Source organism: Kitasatospora sp. NPDC101157, from assembly GCF_044768255.1.
Classification (GTDB): Bacteria; Actinomycetota; Actinomycetes; order Streptomycetales; family Streptomycetaceae; genus Kitasatospora.
Genome location: NZ_JBIWPL010000002.1, coordinates 631,666 through 648,542, shown reverse-complemented (window position 1 = coordinate 648,542; position 16,877 = coordinate 631,666). Strand labels below are relative to the sequence as shown.

Below are 16,877 nucleotides of genomic sequence, written 5' to 3'. Positions count from 1 at the left end.
GTGCGCGTTTCGCGAAGCGACCGCCGAGCGAAGCGAGGTGGGCGCATGAGCTACTTTCCGTACCTGGTCGCCGGATGGATCCTGCTCGCCGGGCTGTACGGCCTGGTGACCAGCCGCAACCTGGTGCAGGCGGTCGGCTGCCTGGCCGTCGCCCAGTCCTCCACCTACGTGCTGCTGCTCGCGGTCGGCTACCGCAGCGGGGCCACCGCTCCCGTCTACTCCGACCTGCCGACCGACGCCCCGGTGGTCGACCCGGTGGTCCAGGCGCTCACCCTGACCGACGTCGTGGTCGGGGCGACCGTCACCGCGCTGCTGCTGTCGCTGGTCATCCAACTGCGCAAGCGGCACGGCACGGTGGACCCGGAGGAACTCACCGGGCTGCGCGGGTGAGCGCCCGGTGAACACCGCTGACCTGCTGCCGCTGGCCGTCGCCGTCCCGCTGCTCGGCGCGGCCGTGCTGGCCGTGGCCGGCCGCTGGCTCCCCCGCCCCGGCCGCGACGCGCTGACCGCCGCGTGGGCCGCCGTCGATGTGGTCTGCCTGGCCCTGCTGTGGTCCCGGACCGCGCCGGAGGGCCGGGCGGTGTCGTGGCTGGGCGGCTGGAGCCCGCACGGCGGCCACAGCGTCGGCATCGTGCTGGTCGCCGACCGGCTCGGCACGGGCCTCGCCCTGCTCGCGGCCGTCCTCGTCCTCGCCGTGGTCTGCTACGCCTGGCGGTACTTCGACGAGCCCTCCGGCGAGCACGGCGGGGTGTTCCCCGCGCTGTTGCTGCTCTTCGAGGCCGGGATGTGCGGCTTCGCGCTCACCGGGGACCTCTTCAACGCCTTCGTCTTCTTCGAGCTGATGGGCGCCGTCGCCTACGCGCTGACCGGCTACCGGATCGAGGACGAGCGCCCGCTGCAGGGCGCGCTCGCCTTCGGACTGGTCAACTCGGCCGCCGCGTATCTCTCCCTGCTCGGCATCGGCCTGCTCTACGCCCGCACCGGCGAACTCGGCCTCGCCCAGATCGGCGCCGCGCTTGACCAACGCGCCGCGGCCGGACACGGCCGGGACGCCCTGGTGGTCGTCGCCTTCGTGCTGGTGCTGGCCGGACCGCTGGTCAAGGCCGCGACCGCGCCCTTCCACTTCTGGCTGCCGGACGCCCACGCGGTGGCGCCCAGCCCGGTCTGCATGCTGCTGTCCGGAGTGATGGTCGAACTCGGCCTCTACGGCGTGGCCCGCATCCACCGGGTGGTCTTCGCCGGGGCGGGCGGGCTACCGGACGCCGCGGTCCGCGACACCCTGCTCGCCGCGGGCGTGCTGACGGCGCTGGTCGGCGCCGTGATGTGCTGGCAGCAGCGGCACCTCAAGCGGATGCTCGCCTTCTCCACCGTCGGGCACATCGGCCTGTTCCTGATCGGCGCGGCGCTGCTCGACCCGGCGGGGCTGACCGGCTCGGCCGTGTACGTGGCCGGCCACGCGGGCGCCAAGGCGGCGCTGTTCGGCCTCACCGGTGTGCTGCTGGACCGCTACGGCTCGGTCGACGAGCACGGGCTGCATGGCCGGGCCCGCGAACTCCGTTTCACCGGGCTGCTGTTCGTCATCGGCGCACTCGCCCTGGCCGGGCTGCCGCCGTTCGGTACCGGGCTCGGCAAGGCCGTCGCCGAGGAGGCCGCCGGGCGCTGGGGCGGCTGGTTGCCGGCGGTGTTCGTCCTGGTGTCCGCGCTCACCGGCGGCGCGGTGCTGCGCGCCGGGCTGCGGGTCTTCGGCGGCGTCGGCGCGCCGCCGGCCGAGCACCCGGAGGTGGCGGCGACCACCGGGGAGGGCGAGGAGCCCGAGATCCGCGAACCGGGCCGCCGACCGCCGGTGCCGATGCTCCTCGTCCCGGCGGTACTGCTGGCGGGCTGTCTGGCCGTCGGCGTGCTGCCGGGCGTGGGGCGCGCGCTCGCGGCGGGAGCGGCCGCCTTCACCGAGCGTGACGGGTACCTCGCCCAGACCCTGGGCGGCGCCCCGGCCCCCGCCGGCGCCGCGCCCGAGGCCTGGTGGACGGTGTCCGGAGTGCTGCTGGGCCTGCTCTCCACGCTGCTGGCCGTCGGCTTCGCCACCGCCGCCGTCCGCCGCGACCCCGGGCGCGGCACCAGCGGGCTGTTCCGGGCCACCGTCCTGCCGCTGCGCCGACTGCACTCCGGGCTGCTCGGGGACTACATCGCCTGGCTGGCCGTGGGGCTGGCCGCGCTGCTGGTCGCCCTCACGGCCCAGCTGTGAGGGCGACCCGGCGCAGCCGTGCGGGAAGCTCGGAGCAGCCGTGCGGGAAGCCCGGCGCCCGCCACGCCAGCCGGCCGCCCGGGAGTCACACTGGAGGAGCGACGGCGGCAGCGGGGCAGCACCCCCGCGACCCTCGCCGTCCGCCGCGCTCCCCGCCACCGACCGGATTCCTGGGGGCCTCCATGCGTCCTGCCGACCTGGGCGTGGTCCTGATCACCCGCAACCGGCGGGCCAATGTGCTCGACGCCCTGGACCACCTGGCCGCGCTGCCCGAGCGTCCGCCGATCGCCGTCGTCGACAACGGATCCGCCGACGGCACCGCCGACGCCGTCCTGGCCGGCCATCCCGCCGTTCGGGTGATCCAACTGCGCCGCAACCTCGGCGCGGCCGCCCGCGCCGTCGGGGCCACCGCGCTGCCCACCCGGTACATCGCGTTCAGCGACGACGACTCCTGGTGGGCGCCCGGCGCCCTGGACTCCGCCGTCCGGCTGCTCGACCGGCACCCGCGGCTGGCCCTGCTCACCGGGGCCACCCTGGTCGGTCCCGCCGAGCGACCGGACCCGATCAACGAGGAACTGGCCGCCGGCCCGCTCGGCACCGACGCGGACCTGCCCGGACCGTCCGTCCTCGGCTTCCTGGCCTGCGCCGCCGTGGTCCGCCGGGACGCGTTCCTCTCCGTCGGCGGTTTCGACCCGCTGCTGCACTTCGGCGGCGAGGAGCAACTGCTGGCCCTGGACCTCGCCGCCGAGGGCTGGGGCCTCGCGTACTGCCCCGAGGTCGTCGCCCACCACCACCCCGCCCCGGAGTCCCGGCCCGGACGGTCGGCCCGACAGCTGCGCAACACGCTCCTCACCGACTGGCTGCGCCGCTCCCGCCCGGTGGCGCTCGGCCACACCGCCGCGGTGCTGCGGGCCGCACCGCACGGCCCGGTGGCGCGCCGGGCCCTGGTGTCCGCCATGCCCCGGCTGCCGCTGGCCCTGCACCGGCGCGATCCGCTGCCCGAGCGGGTCGAGCGAGCCGTCCGGACCCTGGAGGGGCTGCCCGTGGCGGCGCCCGAACCGGCCGGGGGGCGGCACCCGGTCACCGTCGTCGTGATCACCCACGAGCGCCGCCGCGAACTCCTGCACACCCTCGACCGCCTGGCCGAGCTGCCGGAGCGCCCGCCCGTGCTGGTCGTCGACAACGGTTCCACCGACGGGACGGCCCGGGCCGTCCGCGACCATCCGGGCGGCGCCCGTCTGCTGCCGGCCGGGCGCAACGCGGGGGCCTGCGGGCGGAACCTGGCGGCCCGCGAGGTGACGACGCGCTACCTCGCCTTCTGCGACGACGACACCTGGTGGGAGCCGGGTTCGCTGGACGCGGCGGTCCGGCTCCTCGACGCCCACCCGCCGGTGGCGGCGGTCACCGCCCGGATCCTGGTCCACGACCCCGACCGCCCCCAGGCGCCGCCGCGCGAGGACCCGATCGTCGAGGAGCTGCGGAACTCACCGGTGCCCGCCCCGAGTTGGCTCCCGGGGCCGGCTCTCGGCTCCTTCCTCGCCGGAGCGACGGTGCTGCGCACCGACCTGTTCCGCGCCGCCGGCGGCTTCTCGCCGCGGCTCTGGCTGGGCGGCGAGGAGGAACTGCTGGCCGCCGACCTCGCGGGCGCCGGCCACTGGCTGGTGTACGCGGACAACCTGACGGTCCACCACCGGCCCTCCCCGGCCCGCGACGCGACGTTGCGGCGGCGGCACGGGATCCGCAACACCCTCTGGTTCACCTGGTTGCGCCGGCCGCTGTGGCCCGCGGCGCGCCGCACCGCCTTCCTGGCCCGCAGCGTGCCCCGGGACGCGGTGTCCCTGCGGGCCTTCGCCGAGGCGGCGGCGGGCCTGCCGTGGGTGCTGCGCGAACGGCGCACCGTGCCGCCCCGGGTCGAACGGGCGCTGCGCAGCCTGGACGGGGCGCAGCGTGCCTCCCGGGCCCGCCGCTACGTCGGCTGAACCGGGGCCGCGCGCCCCGGGCGGGATACCGGTGGCGGCAGTTCCGCGAGGGCGGCCAGCACCTCGGCCGGGCGGATGCGCAGCAGCCGGGGGTCGGGCCGGGGGCCGTGGGCGTCGCCGGGCCGCGTCGCCTCGCCCTCGTGCCGCCAGAGGGCGAGGTGGCGGGGCACGTCCGGCGGCCCCCACAGCACCGGAGAGACCGGGCCGAACAGCGTCACCGAGGGCGTGCCGAGCGCGGCGGCCAGGTGGGCGATCCCGGTGTCCCCGCAGACCACCGCGCGGGCCTCGGCCACCAGTGCCGCCAGCAGCGGGAAGGGCAGGTCCGCGCCGCCGCCCAGGACGTCCCCCGACCGCAGTCCGGCGCCGCGTGCGACGTCCTCGGCGAGGGCGCGTTCACCCCGGCCGGCGGTGACCACCACCCGCCGGCCGTCCGCCCGCAGCGCCCGGGCCACGGCGGCGAACCGGTCGGGCGGCCACTGTCGGGCGGCCGCGTCGGCTCCGGGGTGGACGACCACGGCCCCGGGTGCGGGCGAGGCGACGGCGGGCCGGGCGATGAGCAGGTCGTCGGCGTCCGCTCCGATGCCGTGGTGGCGCAGCAGGCGGCACCAGCGTTCGCGCTCGTGCTCGTCGTCGCGCCAGCGCGGGGCGCGGGCGTCGGCGTAGGCGATGAGGCGGGTGGGCCGCAGTCGTGCCAGGGCGTCACGGCTGGCCGGTCCGTTGCCGTGCAGGTCCACCGCGAGTTCGGGCGGCGGGCCGTCCCAGGGCAGGCGATGGGGCACCTCGCGCCCGGGCGCGTCGGTGGCCAGCAGCCGGTCCGCCGTGCCGGTGGCGGCGAGGGCGGGTGCCAGCCGGGCCGGGGCGGCCAGGACCAGTTCGTGGCCGGGGTGGTGGCGGCGCAGGGCGCGCAGGGCGGGTACGCCGGTGAGCAGGTCGCCCAGGCCGAGCGCCCGCAGGACCAGGAGGGCGGGCCGCTCGGTCACGGGCGGGCCCGGACGGCGGCCCGCTCGGCGAGCGCCGTGGTGGAACGGCCGTCCAGGTAGGGCAGGACGAGCACCTGGCCGCCCCATTCGGCCAGCACCGGGGCCTCGGGCAGGGCTTCGGGCCGGTAGTCGCCGCCCTTGACCCAGACGTCGGGGCGCAGGGTGCGCAGGACCCGTTCGGGGGTGTCCTCCTCGAACACCTGGATGGCGTCGACGCAGCCGAGGCCGGTGAGGACCCGGACCCGGTCGTCCTCCGGGTTGAGCGGGCGGCCCGGGCCCTTGAGCCGGCGCACGGAGTCGTCGGAGTTCAGGCAGACGATCAGGCAGTCGCCCAGGCGGGCGGCGGACTCCAGGAGGGAGACGTGGCCGGCGTGCAGCAGGTCGAAGCAGCCGCCGGCCGCCACGACCGTGCCGCCCCGGGCGCGGGTGGCCTCGGCGATCCGGAGGGCGTCCGGCGGGGCGGTGGCCGGGCCGGGGGCCCGGTCCCACAGGGCCGGGTTGCCGGCGCCGCCGCGGGCCACGAAGTCCGCCGCCGCGGTGACCGCGGCGTGGACCGCCTCCTCGGCGATGGCGCCGGCCGCCAGGGCCGCGGTGGCGGCCGCCGCGAAGCAGTCGCCGGCTCCGCAGGGGTCGCCGGTGGCCTCGTAGGGGGCCGGGAGCAGGATCGGGCTCTCGGTGCCCCGGCAGAGCAGCGCGCCCCGCCGCCCGAGGGTGACGGCCACCGAGGCGACGCGCCAGCGGTCGGCCAGCAGGGCGCCCCGGGCGGTGTGGGCGGGGAGCCCGTCCCCGGTCGGGGCGCCGGGGTCGAGGGCGGCGGCGCAGGACCCGGCCTCGGCGGCGTTGGGGGTGACCAGCCGTGCCCCGGGGACCGGCGGCCCGCCGCGCGGGTGCGGGTCCCAGACGAGCGGGACGTGCGCGGCGCAGGCCGTCAGCGGGGCGCGCAGCCGGTCGGCGACTCCCCGGCCGTAGTCGGCTACCAGGACGGCCGCGGCGCGGGCGAGCACCTGGGCGGCCCGGCGGTCGGGGGGCCCGACGGTTCCGCCGCCGCGGTCGACGCGCAGCAGGGCGCGGCCGTCGACCCGCACCCGGGTCTTGACCGGGAGGTCACCGGCCAGCGGCAGTTCCACGAGTCGTACGCGTCCGGTGAGGTGGCGGCGCAGGGTGCGGGCCGCCGTTCCGTCGCCCAGGGCGGTGACCAGGACGACCTCGCGGCCGGAGCGTGCCAGCAGGCCCGCGGCGAGGGCGGCGCCGCCCGGGCGGCTGCGCTCGGACGACACGTCGACCACGGGCACCGGGGCGTCCGGGGCCAGGCGGTCGGCGCGGCCGTCGACGTCGATGTCGAGCAGGCTGTCGCCGACCACGACCAGGGGGCCGTTCACGAGGTCCTCCCGGGCAGTCGGGGCAGGTCCTGGCCGGGCGCGGCGACCGGGTCGTCCGTGTCCTGACGGCGGTCGAGCGCCGCGTCGAAGGCCTCGCAGACCATGTGCAGGGCGGCCAGGTGGACCTCCTGCACGGTGGCGCTCTCCGGCGCCTCCACCGCCAGCACCTCGTCAGCGCGCTCCGCCAGCGGGTTCGGTGCGGGGCCCGTCATCGCCCACACGCCCAGGCCCAGGGAGCGGGCCGTGTCGGCGGCCGCCAGCAGGTTGGGGCTGCGGCCCGAGGTGGACAGCAGGACCAGGACGTCACCGGCGCTGCCGTGCGCCTCGACCTGGCGGGCGAAGACCTCCTCGAAGCCGTAGTCGTTGCCGATGGCGGTGAGGCTGGAGGTCTCGGCGTGCAGGGAGATCGCCGAGTACGCGGCGCGCTCGCCCCGGTAGCGGCCGACCAGTTCCGCCGTCAGGTGCTGGGCCTGGGCGGCGCTGCCGCCGTTGCCGGCGGCGAGCAGGCGGCAGCCCGCGGGCAGCAGGCCGGCCAGCGCCTCGCCCCAGCCGGTGAGCAGGGGCAGGTGGTGGGCCCGGAGGGCGCCGATGGCGGTTTCCAGGGCCCGGCAGTGCCGTGCGGCCTGCTCCAGGTCGTCGGCGGCGTCGAAGAAGCCTGCGGTCATCGGGGGCCTCCTGTCGTGACCCGCGGGGCCCGGGGTGCGCCGGCCGTCCGGGCGGGCGGGTCGCTGCGGTCCAGCAGTTCCTCGTACACCTTCGCCGTGGCGGTGGCGACGGTGCGCCAGGTGTAGAAGGCGAGGACGCGGCGGCGCCCGGCCTCGCCGTAGGCCTGACGGGTCTTCGGGTCGGCCAGCAGGGCGTGCGCGGCCGCGGCCAGTGCCTCCGCGGAGGCGGGCGGCACGAGGGTGCCGGTCCGCCCGTCCGTGATGGTGTCGAGATGGCCGCCGACGGCCGTGGCCACCACCGGCACGCCGCAGGCCATCGCCTCCAGCGGGACGATGCCGAACGGCTCGTAGTGGGCGGGGCAGATCACCAGGTCGCTGCTGCGCAGCAGGGCGGGCATCTCGTCGGCGGGAACCGCGCCCAGCAGGACGAGCCGGTCGGCCACGCCGAGCCGGGCCGCGAGCGCGCGCAGGCGTCGCGCGTACGGGTCGGCGTCCAGCTGGTCGACGGGCGGTCCGCCGGCCACCAGGAGCTCGGTGCCGGGCAGCCGGACCAGCGCCTCGACGGCGGTCTCGGCACCCTTGCGGGGGACCATCCGGCCCACCGTGAGCAGCCGCCGGCGCCTGCCGCGCGGCGCGCTCGGTCCGGTCGGGGTGAAGCGGGCCGGGTCGACGCCGCAGGGCACGACCCTGATCCGGTCGGCGGGGGCCCCGATCCCCAGGAGTTCGGCGACCTCGTCGCTGCAGGTGGCGACCAGCCGGTGGGCCGAGCAGGCGATGGCGGTCTCGATGGTCCGGCGGCCGGGCGGGCTGGTGTCGGCCGCTCCCTGGTGGCGCCGCTTGACCACACCCAGCGCGTGGTAGGTGTGCACGACCGGGATGGCCAGGTCCCGGGCCCCGCGCAGCGCGGCCAGTCCGGACATCCAGAAGTGCGCGTGCACGATGTCGGGCCGGCGGGCCCGCCAGTACCGTGCCAGTTCGTCCCCGAAGGCCGGCATGTACGGCAGCAGCTGGTCCTTGAGGAGCTGGCGCGCCGGGCCGGCCGGGACGTGGTGGACCAGGACGCCCGGGCGCAGCGGTACGTGTTCGGCGAGGTCGGCCCGGTCCCGCCGGGTGTGGACGACGACGCGGTGGCCGAGGTCGGCGAGGGCTCCGGCGAGCGCCGCGACGTGGACGTTCTGCCCGCCGGCGTCGACCCCGCCGAGGACGGCGAGGGGGCTGGCGTGTTCGGAGACCAGGTCGATGCTCAGGGGCGTGTTCAACGGGTCACCTCCTCGATCAGGCGGTCCCAGTCGGCGAGGAACCTCTTCAGGCCGTACCGCTCCAGGGCGGCCTGGCGGGCGCGCAGCCCGTCCTGGGTGGCGGCCGCCGGGTCGGCCAGGTAGTGGCGCACCGCGTCGGCGAGTTCCCCGGCGTCGGTGGAGAGCACGCCCGTTCCGGGGGGCACGGCGCGGACGGCCTCGGTGGTGGCCAGGGCCACCACCGGCATGCCGAGGTGCATCGCCTCCAGCAGCGACAGGCCGAGGGAGGTCCACCGCACGGGGTGCAGGTAGAGCCGGCGCCTGGGCAGTTCGGTGTGCAGGGCGGCCTGGGGCAGTTCGGCGGTCCGGCAGCGCTCCGGTGGCAGGCCGAGGTGGGCGGCGAGCCCGCTGGTCGCCATGCCGAAGACGTGGAGCGGGCCCTGCCGCGCGAACAGCGGCAGCAGGTCGGTCCCGGTCGTGCGGCCACGGCGGACCGGCTCGTTGACCACGACGGCCGAGGCGGCCAGCTCTCCCGTGTAGCGGTACCCGGGGTCGACGACGCCGTGCTCGATGACCGTGGTGCGGGTGCGCCCGCAGTCCCAGAAGAGGTCGTTGAAGGCCGTGACGTGGACGAGGGTCAGGTCGGCCCGGTCGGCCATCGGGTGGCGGGTGTCCGGGACGTCGCCGTGGGGGCTGTTGTGCTCCAGGTAGACGGCGGGCAGGTCGCGGCCGGGCCGTCGGCCGAGCCAGCGTTCGGCGAGCGCCGCCTCGTGGGGCCGCTGGAGCACCACCAGGTCGATGTCGGTCTCGCGGAGGCGTTCGGGCGGCAGTTCCACGACGGTGTGCGGCCAGTCGAAGGTGCGGGCGCGTCCGAGGCCGTCCGGTCCGCGGCCCTCCGTGACCGGTACGAGGTAGGTGTGCGGTCCCTGGACGAACGCGGTCGTCCAGGACCCGTGCACGTGCCACAGCAGGATGTTCATCGGGTCACCTCCGGGGCGGCCGCTCGGTCGGGATCGGCGGGTCCCCGCAGGAGGTCGACGGCCGTGACGATCTCCTCCGCGGTGAGCGAGTCCAGGCACGGGTGGCCCGGGACCGGGCAGGTCCGGGCCCTGGTCCCCGCGCAGGGGGCGTCCTGACGCCCCAGCAGCACGTGCGGCACGCCGTACGGCCGCCAGCGGTGGGCCGGCACGACGGGCGCGAACAGGCAGGCGACGGGGGTGCCGACGGCGGCGGCGAGGTGGGCCGGACCGGTGTTCCCGGCGACGACGGCGTCCGCGCCGGCCAGGACGCCCGCGAGTTCGGCGAGGCCGGTGCGCCCGCCGAGGTCGAGGGCGTCGGCGCCGGCCACCTCGGCCGTCAGCTCCTTCTCGGCCCGTCCGCCGGTCACCACCACCCGGTGGCCCGCGGTGGTCAGGGCCCGTACCGCGGCCGCGGCCAGGCGCGCCCCGGGCGCCCTGGCGGGCACGGCGGCTCCCGGGTGCAGGACGACGTAGCGGCCGGGGCCGGTGAGGTGCCGCTGGTCGGGCGGCGGCAGGACGGCCAGCCGGCCGTCGTCGCCTGGCGGCAGAGGGAAGCCCGCGGCCCCGGCCAGGTCGAGGGCGGCCTCCGCTTCGTGGCGGCCCTCGCCGCGCCAGTGGCGCAGGTCCAGGAGCGAGCCCGGGTAGTCCACGCTGTCCGCGGCGATGTGGGACACGCCCGCCATCCGCAGCAGCAGTGCGGTCGGCAGGGCGCTCTGGTGGAAGGAGGTCAGGACGAGGGCCCGCTCGATCCTCCTGGAGGCGAGCGAGGACACCAGTTCCATGACGCCCCGGGCCGTCGCGGGGGGCGGGTCGAAGCCGGTCCAGGGCGAGTCCCAGACCACGACCTCGTCCACGCCCGGGAGCAGCCGGGCGGCGGGGGCGCCCTGCGGTCCGCAGAGCATCACCACCCGCCGGGAGTGGTGGGCGGCGGCCCGGACGGCCGGGCCGGCGAGCAGGACGTCGCCGGCGCTGTCGAGCCTGACCACGAGGGTCGTCATGTGCCCTCCCGGTCGGTTCCGGGCCGGCCGTCGAGGACCAGCCGGACGGCGGCGGTGAGGTCGGCCGCGACGGTCTCGGCGTCCGCGACCTCCTCCGGCCGGGTGGCGGGGGTCGGGACGAGGATCGCCCGCGCGCCCGCCGCGCGGGCCGCTCCGACGTCGGCGCCGATGTCCCCGATGACGACCGTCCGGGCCGGCGGCACGCCGAGGCCCCGGCAGGCGGCCAGGACCAGGCCGGGCGCGGGCTTGCGGCACCCGCAACCCTCGGTCGGTCCGTGCGGGCAGACCGCCCAGATCCCGAACGGGCCGATCAGGTCCTCGATCCGGCTCTGTACGGCCGTCACCTGCCGCCGGGTCAGCAGCCCGCGGGCCACGCCGGACTGGTTGCTGACGACGCCCAGCCCCAGGCCCGCGGCCCGGAGCTCGGCCACCGCCCGCGCGGCGCCGGGCACCGGCCGCACCTGGGCCGGGTCTCCGTTGTAGGGCACGTCCTCCACCAGGGTCCCGTCCCGGTCGAAGAGCACGGCGGCCGCCGCGGGGGGCCCGGCCGGCCGGGGGCGCGCGGGAAAGATCCAGGGCCCCTCGGGCCGCGCCCCGCGGTGCGGGGGCCGCGCGTCGGCCGGGGCCCGGCCGGTGGCGGAGCTCATGAGGACCCCTCCCGTTCCACCGGCCGGATCGTCCGCACCACCTGCGGTTCGGCGGTGGGCAGGGCGGGATCCGGCGCGTACCAGGGTTCGGCCGCACGGTGGCGCAGCAGGCCCAGGAGCCGGTGCCGGCAGGCGGCCGGCGGTATGAGCACGCTGGTCAGCAGCATCGTGACGACCTCCTCCCTGGTGCGCGGGCCGGGCAGGACGCGGGCGGCGGCGAACTGCGCCGTGCCGGCCAGCCACAGCGCGGCGAGGGCCGCGGCGGCGCGCGGGCGACCGGCGGCGGCTGCTCCGAGGGCGGTGACCGCCGCGGCGGTCACCGCCACGTGGGCGGGGAAGCGGCCGCGGGGCGCCTGGGCCCGCTCCCACCAGCGCGGTCCGTGCAGCCGGTTCATCAGGACGTCGTCCGCGTTGCCGGCCTGCTGGCGCAGCGAGACCCAGCGGTCCGCCGGGCGCACCGGGTGGGTGGTGCGGCGGCCGCCCTGCTCCAGCCGCCAGCCGGCGTCCAGCACCCGCAGGGCCAGGTCCGCGTCCTCGCGGAAGGCCCGGCGGAAGCGTTCGTCGAAACCGCCGACCTGTTCCAGCGCGGCCCGCCGGTAGGCCATGTCGGCGGTGATCCACCGGGAGCGGGCCAGGCCCGCCGTGCCGCGCTCCCAGTCGGTGGGCCGTCGCCCGGTGGGCAGGGGCACCTCGATGCGCCCCTGGACGCCGCCGGTCGTGGGGTGCGCGGCGGCCAGGTCGGCCACGAGGTCGCGCGGCCAGGTCGGGCCCGGAACGGTGTCGTCGTCCAGGAAGGCGACCCAGGGCTGGGTGACGCCGCGCCACCCGGTGTTGCGGGCCGCCGCCGGGCCGTTGCCGCCGCCGGGCAGGACCGTCAGCCGGTCCCGCAGTGCCGGTGGCACCTCGACGGCCAGCGGCCCGCAGTCGGTCAGCGGGCGGTCGTCGACCAGCACGACCTGTTCCGGCGGCGGCCCCTGGCCGTCCGCCAGCGCCCGGAGGCAGGCGGTCAGGCTGGGTCTGCCGAGTGTCGGGACGACCACCGCGTAGGCGGTCGGGCCGCCGCTCACCGCGTTCCCTCCCCGGGCCGGGCCGGGTCGGCGAACATCCGGCCGCGCCGGACCACGAACGGGCCCAGCGCCAGCAGGTCGACCGGGGAGGAGCCGAAGCACTCCAGGGCGTCGCGCACGTCGTCGACCATCGGCCGGCCGGCCGTGTTGAGGCTGGTGTTCACCACCACCGGCAGTCCGGTGAGCAGTTCGAACTCCTCCAGCATCCGGGCGGTGAGCGGGTCGGCGGCGCGGTCGACGGTCTGGATCCGCGCGGTGCCGTCCACGTGGACGACTGCGGGAATCCGCTCGCGCCATTCGGGGGTGACCCGGTGCACGAAGAGCATGTACGGGCTGGGCAGCGGCCCCTCGAAGATCTTGGCGGCCCGGTCGGCGAGCACCATCGGGGCGACGGGCCGGAACTGCTCGCGCCCCTTCACGTCGTTCAGCCGCTCCAGGTTGGCCGCCCGGCCGGGGTGGGCCAGCAGCGAGCGGTGGCCCAGCGCCCGGGGGCCGAACTCGGACCGGCCCTGGAACCACGCCACGATCCCGTCCTCGGCCAGCGCGGCGGCCACCTCGGCGGCCACGTCGACCGGCCGCTCGTACGGGACACGGGCGCGGCGCAGCCACGCCTCCACCTCCGCGTCCGACCAGCCCCGGCCGAGGTCGACGCCGGGCATCGGCAGCGGCTGGTCACCGCCCGAGGCGGCCAGGTGGAGGGCCGCGCCCAGCGCGGTGCCCGCGTCCCCGGCGGCGGGCTGCACCCAGACCCGGTCGAAGGGGCCCTCGGCCGCGATCCTGGAGTTGGCCACGCAGTTGAGCGCCACGCCGCCGGCCAGCGTCAGCAGGCGGTCGCCGGTGCGGCCGTGCAGCCAGCGGGCGAGGTCGAGCATGACCTCCTCCAGCACGTGCTGCGTGGAGGCGGCGAGGTCGGCGTGCAGCTGGGTCCACTCCTGGCCGGGGGCGAGCGCGGGGGCGAACTCGGACCAGGGCACGGCGCTCGCGCGGAAGCCGCCGTCGCCCGTCGGGTGGACGTGGCGGCGCACCGCGTCGGCCATCCTCGGCGTCCCGTAGGAGGCCATCGCCATGACCTTGTACTCGTCCGAGGAGCGCAGGAAGCCCAGGTGCTGGGTGAGTTCCTCGTACACCAGCCCCATCGAGTGGGGCAGCTGCTGTCCGGCCAGCGGTTCCAGTCGGGTGCCGACCCGCCGGGCCGCGAGGTGGGAGGTGGCCTCTCCCCGGCCGTCCAGGACCAGGACGGAACAGGGGTCGGTGGCGCCGTCGGCGGCGTAGGCGGCGGAGGCCGCGTGGGCGACGTGGTGCGGGACGAAGCGGACGGCGGCCGGGTCCAGGCCGGGCAGCGCCTCGGCGAGGAAGCCGGGCGCCTCGTGGGCGTACCGCAGCCGCAGGTGGTCCCAGGGGTCGTCCAGGCCCATGGCGTCGGCCGGGCGGGCCAGCGCGGGGTCGAAGGAGTAGCCGACGAGGTCGAGGTCGGCGGGTGTCAGCCCGGCGTGCTCCAGGCACCAGCGGGCGGCCTGGACCGGCAGTTCCCAGGCGGAGAAGGGCAGCGGGCGCTTGCCGTGTTTGCGGCGGCTGAACCGTTCCTCCTCGGCGGCGGCCACCGTCCGGCCGTCGATGACCAGGGCGGCTGCCGGGTCGTGGAACAGGGCGTTGATTCCGAGCACGCGCATGGCGCGTGACCTCCTCGATTCGGCCGGCGACGGGACACCGTTCACCGGGAGCGTCGGTGTCAGGCCTCCGGGTGGGCGCGGAACCACTCGATCGTGGTGGCCAGTCCCTCGCGGGCCTGCGTCATCGGCTCCCAGCGGAGCTTGTCGCGGGCCATCGTGATGTCGGGGCGCCGCACCGCGGGGTCGTCGGTCGGCCGGGCCACGAACTGCACGGTGGAGGGCGAGTCCGTGAGCTCGATGATCAGGTGCGCCAGTTCCAGCATCGTGAACTCGACGTCGTTGCCGATGTTCACCGGACCGGCCAGGTCGGAGCGTGCCATCGCCAGGATGCCGTCGACCGTGTCGGTGACGTAGGTGAGCGACCTGGTCTGGTTGCCGTCGCCGGTGACGGTCAGCGGCTCCCCGGCCAGCGCCTGGCGGATGAAGGTGGGCACGGCCCGTCCGTCGTGGGAGCGCATCCGCGGGCCGTAGGTGTTGAACAGCCGGACGATCGCGGTGTCCACACCGACGGCGCCGGCCTCGGCGGTGGTGAGCGCCTCGGCGAACCGTTTCGCCTCGTCGTAGACGCTGCGCGGGCCGACCGGGTTGACGTTGCCCCAGTAGCTCTCCACCTGGGGGTGCTGGAGCGGATCGCCGTACACCTCCGAGGTGGAGGTGAGCAGGAACCTGGCACCGTTCCGGCGGGCGAGCTCCAGGGCGTTGCGGGTGCCCCGGCTGCCCGCGTCCAGCGTGTGCAGCGGCAGGCGCAGGTAGTCGGCGGGCGAGGCGGGGGAAGCCAGGTGGAAGACGTAGTCGACGCGCCCTTCGACGTCCAGGCCCTCGCCGACGTCGGCCTCCCGCAGCTCGAAGCCGGGCCTGTCCGCGAGGTGGGCCACGTTGGCCGTGGACCCGGTGCAGAAGTCGTCGACGCAGGTGACCCGGTACCCGTGGGCGACCAGGGCGGTGCACAGGTGGGAGCCGACGAAACCGGCCCCGCCGGTGACCACGGCGTGAAGGCGTTCTCCAGGACGGGAAGTCATCCGTTCCTCCTCGGTGCTCGGCCGGTGCGTCGGCGCTCCGCCCAGCCTCTCCACCGCCGGAGGGTCCCGCGACAGCTGGGACGCGCCCCGGGGCCACTGCCACCGGGGCGGAGGCCGTCGATTCCGCTGGTGCGACCGGCCCGGGCACGGCCGGGCACCAGGAAGGGACTGGTTCACCCGTTCGAAGGCATCGGCCGTTCGAAGGCATCGGCCGTTCGAGGGCCGTCCACCGGATTCCACCCCGGCCGCTACCGCCGAGTCGGTGTGAGCAACCCCACCGCCCCGAGGAAACCGCAGGTCAGCGAGGATGCGGCCGGGTCCGTCGCGGACGGTGTGAGCCAGCTGACGTTTGCGATCGCGCCCAGGCCGCCGAGCATGGAGCTACCGCCGGGCGCCTGGTCGCCCCGGCGGCACCGGCTCACGCACCGGCGACGCCCACCCGGATCGAGCCCGCCCCTTCCCGCGTACCACTCGATCCGGTTGTGAAAGTGCTGCCCAGAATCACCGCACCGTCGCGCGCCCGGCGCGTAGTCGTCCCCTCCCCTCGTCAGGGCTCCGTCCCGCCTGCGGCGCGTTCGGCGGAGGCCGGACCGGACGGCTCCCGCGCGCCCTGGCGTTCGCTGCGTCACCGGAGCATGCGCTGGTGGTCGATGGCCAACCTGGTCTCCAACGCCGGCGCCTGGATGCAGCTGACCGTCCAGAACCTCCTGGTCCTCCAGTTGACCGGCTCGGCCGCGGTCACCGGTCTGTCGCTCGCCCTCCAGGTGGCGCCCGGTCTGCTGCTGGGCCTGGCCGGCGGGGCGGCGGTCGACCGGTGGCCCCGCAAGACCACCGCCGCCGTCAGCCAGGCGGCGCTGGCGGTGATCGCCCTCGGCACGGCGGCGCTGGTGGCACTGAGCGCGCTCAGCGTTCCCGTCCTGCTGGTGCTGGCGGTGCTCACCGGGCTGATCGCCACCATCGAGTCCCCGGCCTGCGCGCTGCTCGGCAACGACCTCGTCCCCCGTGAGGACGTGCCCTCGGCGATCGCGGTCGGCTCGGTGGTGCACAGCGTCGGACGGCTCGCGGGCACCGCCCTCGCCGGGGTCGTGGTCGGCCTGTTCGGGATGGCGAGCGCCTACCTGGCCAACGGCCTGTCCTTCGTCGTGGTGGCGCTGGTCATCCCGTTCCTGCGGCCGGCGGCGGGTGCGACACCGGCCGACGGACCCGGGCCGGACGCCGACCACCAGGGCGTCCGGGCCGGCGTCGCGTTCTTCGTCGGCCGGCGCCGCCTGGTCGCGGTGGCCTGTCTCACCGGCCTCGGCTCGATGCTCGGCCGCAACTACGGCCTCACCCTCGCCGCCCTGGTCAGCGGGGCACTGCACGGCGGGGCCCGGGAGTACGGCCTGATCGCCACCGTGCTGGCCGTCGGCGGCACGGTCGGCGCGGTGATCGCCGGGCGGCTGCGCAACCCCTCGGTGCGGCTGGTGGCGGTGCTGACGGCGGCCGGCGGGCTCCTCCAGTGCCTCGCGGCGCTCTCGCCCACCCTCCTCCTGCTCGCCCTGCTGGTCGTGCCCATGGCCGTCCTGGAGTCGCTCAGCGACACGGCCGTGTCGACGATCCTCCAGACCGACCCGCCCGCCCACCTGCGCGGACGGGTCCTGGGGGCCTGGCGCAGCGTGAGCACGCTCTGGGGCCTGGCCGGTCCGCCGCTGCTGGGCGCCTCGATCCAGCTCCTCGGCGCGCGGGGCGCCCTGCTGGCCGGGGGGCTGCTGGTCAGCGGCGCGGTGGGTGGCGGCTCCGTGCTGGGCCGCCGGACCACCGCCGGGCCGGCCGCCCGGCCGGCCGTCGACGGGGTCGGCGGCGCGGTCGGCGACCCGGAGCGGCTCGTCGCGGCCGCGTGATCGGCAGCCGTCGGTCCTGGGCCGTCGGTCCAGGGCCGTGATCCGGTTGCCGAGCGTTCCGAGCCCCTCGATCGAGCACTCCACGACGTCGCCG

The 16,877-nt window shown here is 77.0% G+C and carries 14 protein-coding genes and 1 pseudogene; 5 read left to right on the top strand and 10 right to left on the bottom strand.

All coding sequences use genetic code 11. The annotated features are described in order from the left end of the window. The first annotated feature begins 45 nt into the window (after nt 1-45). From ACIRVF_RS06220 to ACIRVF_RS06205, 4 genes and pseudogenes are all read left to right on the top strand, one after another. Nucleotides 46-390: a sodium:proton antiporter gene (locus ACIRVF_RS06220; protein WP_402814407.1), complete on the top strand. Its 345-nt coding sequence runs from the start codon at nt 46-48 to the stop codon at nt 388-390. A gap of 7 nt (nt 391-397) precedes the next feature. Next, nucleotides 398-2,242 (top strand): complex I subunit 5 family protein, encoded by a 1,845-nt coding sequence (locus ACIRVF_RS06215; RefSeq protein ID WP_402814404.1) that lies wholly within the window; start codon nt 398-400, stop codon nt 2,240-2,242. 182 nt (nt 2,243-2,424) lie between these two features. Continuing rightward, a pseudogene (locus tag ACIRVF_RS06210) lies at nt 2,425-2,853 on the top strand (glycosyltransferase family 2 protein); the annotation flags it as partial. A gap of 432 nt (nt 2,854-3,285) precedes the next feature. Beyond that, nucleotides 3,286-4,221 (top strand): glycosyltransferase family 2 protein, encoded by a 936-nt coding sequence (locus ACIRVF_RS06205; RefSeq protein ID WP_402814638.1) that lies wholly within the window; start codon nt 3,286-3,288, stop codon nt 4,219-4,221. Here ACIRVF_RS06205 and ACIRVF_RS06200 read toward each other — a convergent pair. Genes ACIRVF_RS06200 through ACIRVF_RS06155 form a run of 10 tightly spaced genes read right to left on the bottom strand, consistent with a single transcriptional unit; the run spans nt 4,209 to nt 14,903 of the window. After that, the gene (locus ACIRVF_RS06200; RefSeq protein ID WP_402814401.1) at nt 4,209-5,201 is read right to left on the bottom strand and encodes a glycosyltransferase family 9 protein; all 993 of its coding nucleotides are present in this window, start codon (nt 5,199-5,201) and stop codon (nt 4,209-4,211) included. The two genes, ACIRVF_RS06205 and ACIRVF_RS06200, sit on opposite strands and share 13 nt — an antisense overlap. Next, complete coding sequence (gene rfaE2 / locus ACIRVF_RS06195; RefSeq protein WP_402814398.1) at nt 5,198-6,580, bottom strand: D-glycero-beta-D-manno-heptose 1-phosphate adenylyltransferase; 1,383 nt, start codon at nt 6,578-6,580, stop codon at nt 5,198-5,200. The genes ACIRVF_RS06200 and rfaE2 overlap by 4 nt, the downstream gene beginning before the upstream one ends. Beyond that, a complete protein-coding gene (locus ACIRVF_RS06190; RefSeq protein WP_402814395.1) occupies nt 6,577-7,245 on the bottom strand; it encodes an SIS domain-containing protein in 669 nt (222 codons plus the stop codon). The genes rfaE2 and ACIRVF_RS06190 overlap by 4 nt, the downstream gene beginning before the upstream one ends. Continuing rightward, nucleotides 7,242-8,504 (bottom strand): glycosyltransferase, encoded by a 1,263-nt coding sequence (locus ACIRVF_RS06185; protein WP_402814393.1) that lies wholly within the window; start codon nt 8,502-8,504, stop codon nt 7,242-7,244. The genes ACIRVF_RS06190 and ACIRVF_RS06185 overlap by 4 nt, the downstream gene beginning before the upstream one ends. Further along, nucleotides 8,501-9,463 (bottom strand): glycosyltransferase, encoded by a 963-nt coding sequence (locus tag ACIRVF_RS06180; RefSeq protein WP_402814390.1) that lies wholly within the window; start codon nt 9,461-9,463, stop codon nt 8,501-8,503. The genes ACIRVF_RS06185 and ACIRVF_RS06180 overlap by 4 nt, the downstream gene beginning before the upstream one ends. Continuing rightward, a complete protein-coding gene (locus ACIRVF_RS06175; protein WP_402814387.1) occupies nt 9,460-10,500 on the bottom strand; it encodes a glycosyltransferase family 9 protein in 1,041 nt (346 codons plus the stop codon). Before ACIRVF_RS06175 ends, ACIRVF_RS06180 begins: the two co-directional genes overlap by 4 nt. Then, nucleotides 10,497-11,147 (bottom strand): D-glycero-alpha-D-manno-heptose-1,7-bisphosphate 7-phosphatase, encoded by a 651-nt coding sequence (locus ACIRVF_RS06170; RefSeq protein WP_402814384.1) that lies wholly within the window; start codon nt 11,145-11,147, stop codon nt 10,497-10,499. Before ACIRVF_RS06170 ends, ACIRVF_RS06175 begins: the two co-directional genes overlap by 4 nt. Continuing rightward, nucleotides 11,144-12,214 (bottom strand): glycosyltransferase family 2 protein, encoded by a 1,071-nt coding sequence (locus ACIRVF_RS06165; protein ID WP_402814381.1) that lies wholly within the window; start codon nt 12,212-12,214, stop codon nt 11,144-11,146. Before ACIRVF_RS06165 ends, ACIRVF_RS06170 begins: the two co-directional genes overlap by 4 nt. Next, nucleotides 12,211-13,884 (bottom strand): carbamoyltransferase, encoded by a 1,674-nt coding sequence (locus ACIRVF_RS06160; protein ID WP_402814378.1) that lies wholly within the window; start codon nt 13,882-13,884, stop codon nt 12,211-12,213. Before ACIRVF_RS06160 ends, ACIRVF_RS06165 begins: the two co-directional genes overlap by 4 nt. Before the next feature lie 59 nt (nt 13,885-13,943). After that, nucleotides 13,944-14,903, bottom strand: a complete 960-nt coding sequence (locus ACIRVF_RS06155) for an NAD-dependent epimerase/dehydratase family protein (RefSeq protein ID WP_402814376.1) — start codon at nt 14,901-14,903, stop codon at nt 13,944-13,946. Between the two features lie 650 nt (nt 14,904-15,553). Here ACIRVF_RS06155 and ACIRVF_RS06150 point away from each other — a divergent pair. Continuing rightward, on the top strand, nt 15,554-16,783 hold the full coding sequence (locus tag ACIRVF_RS06150; protein WP_402814373.1) for an MFS transporter: 1,230 nt from the start codon (nt 15,554-15,556) through the stop codon (nt 16,781-16,783). Nucleotides 16,784-16,877 lie beyond the last annotated feature (94 nt).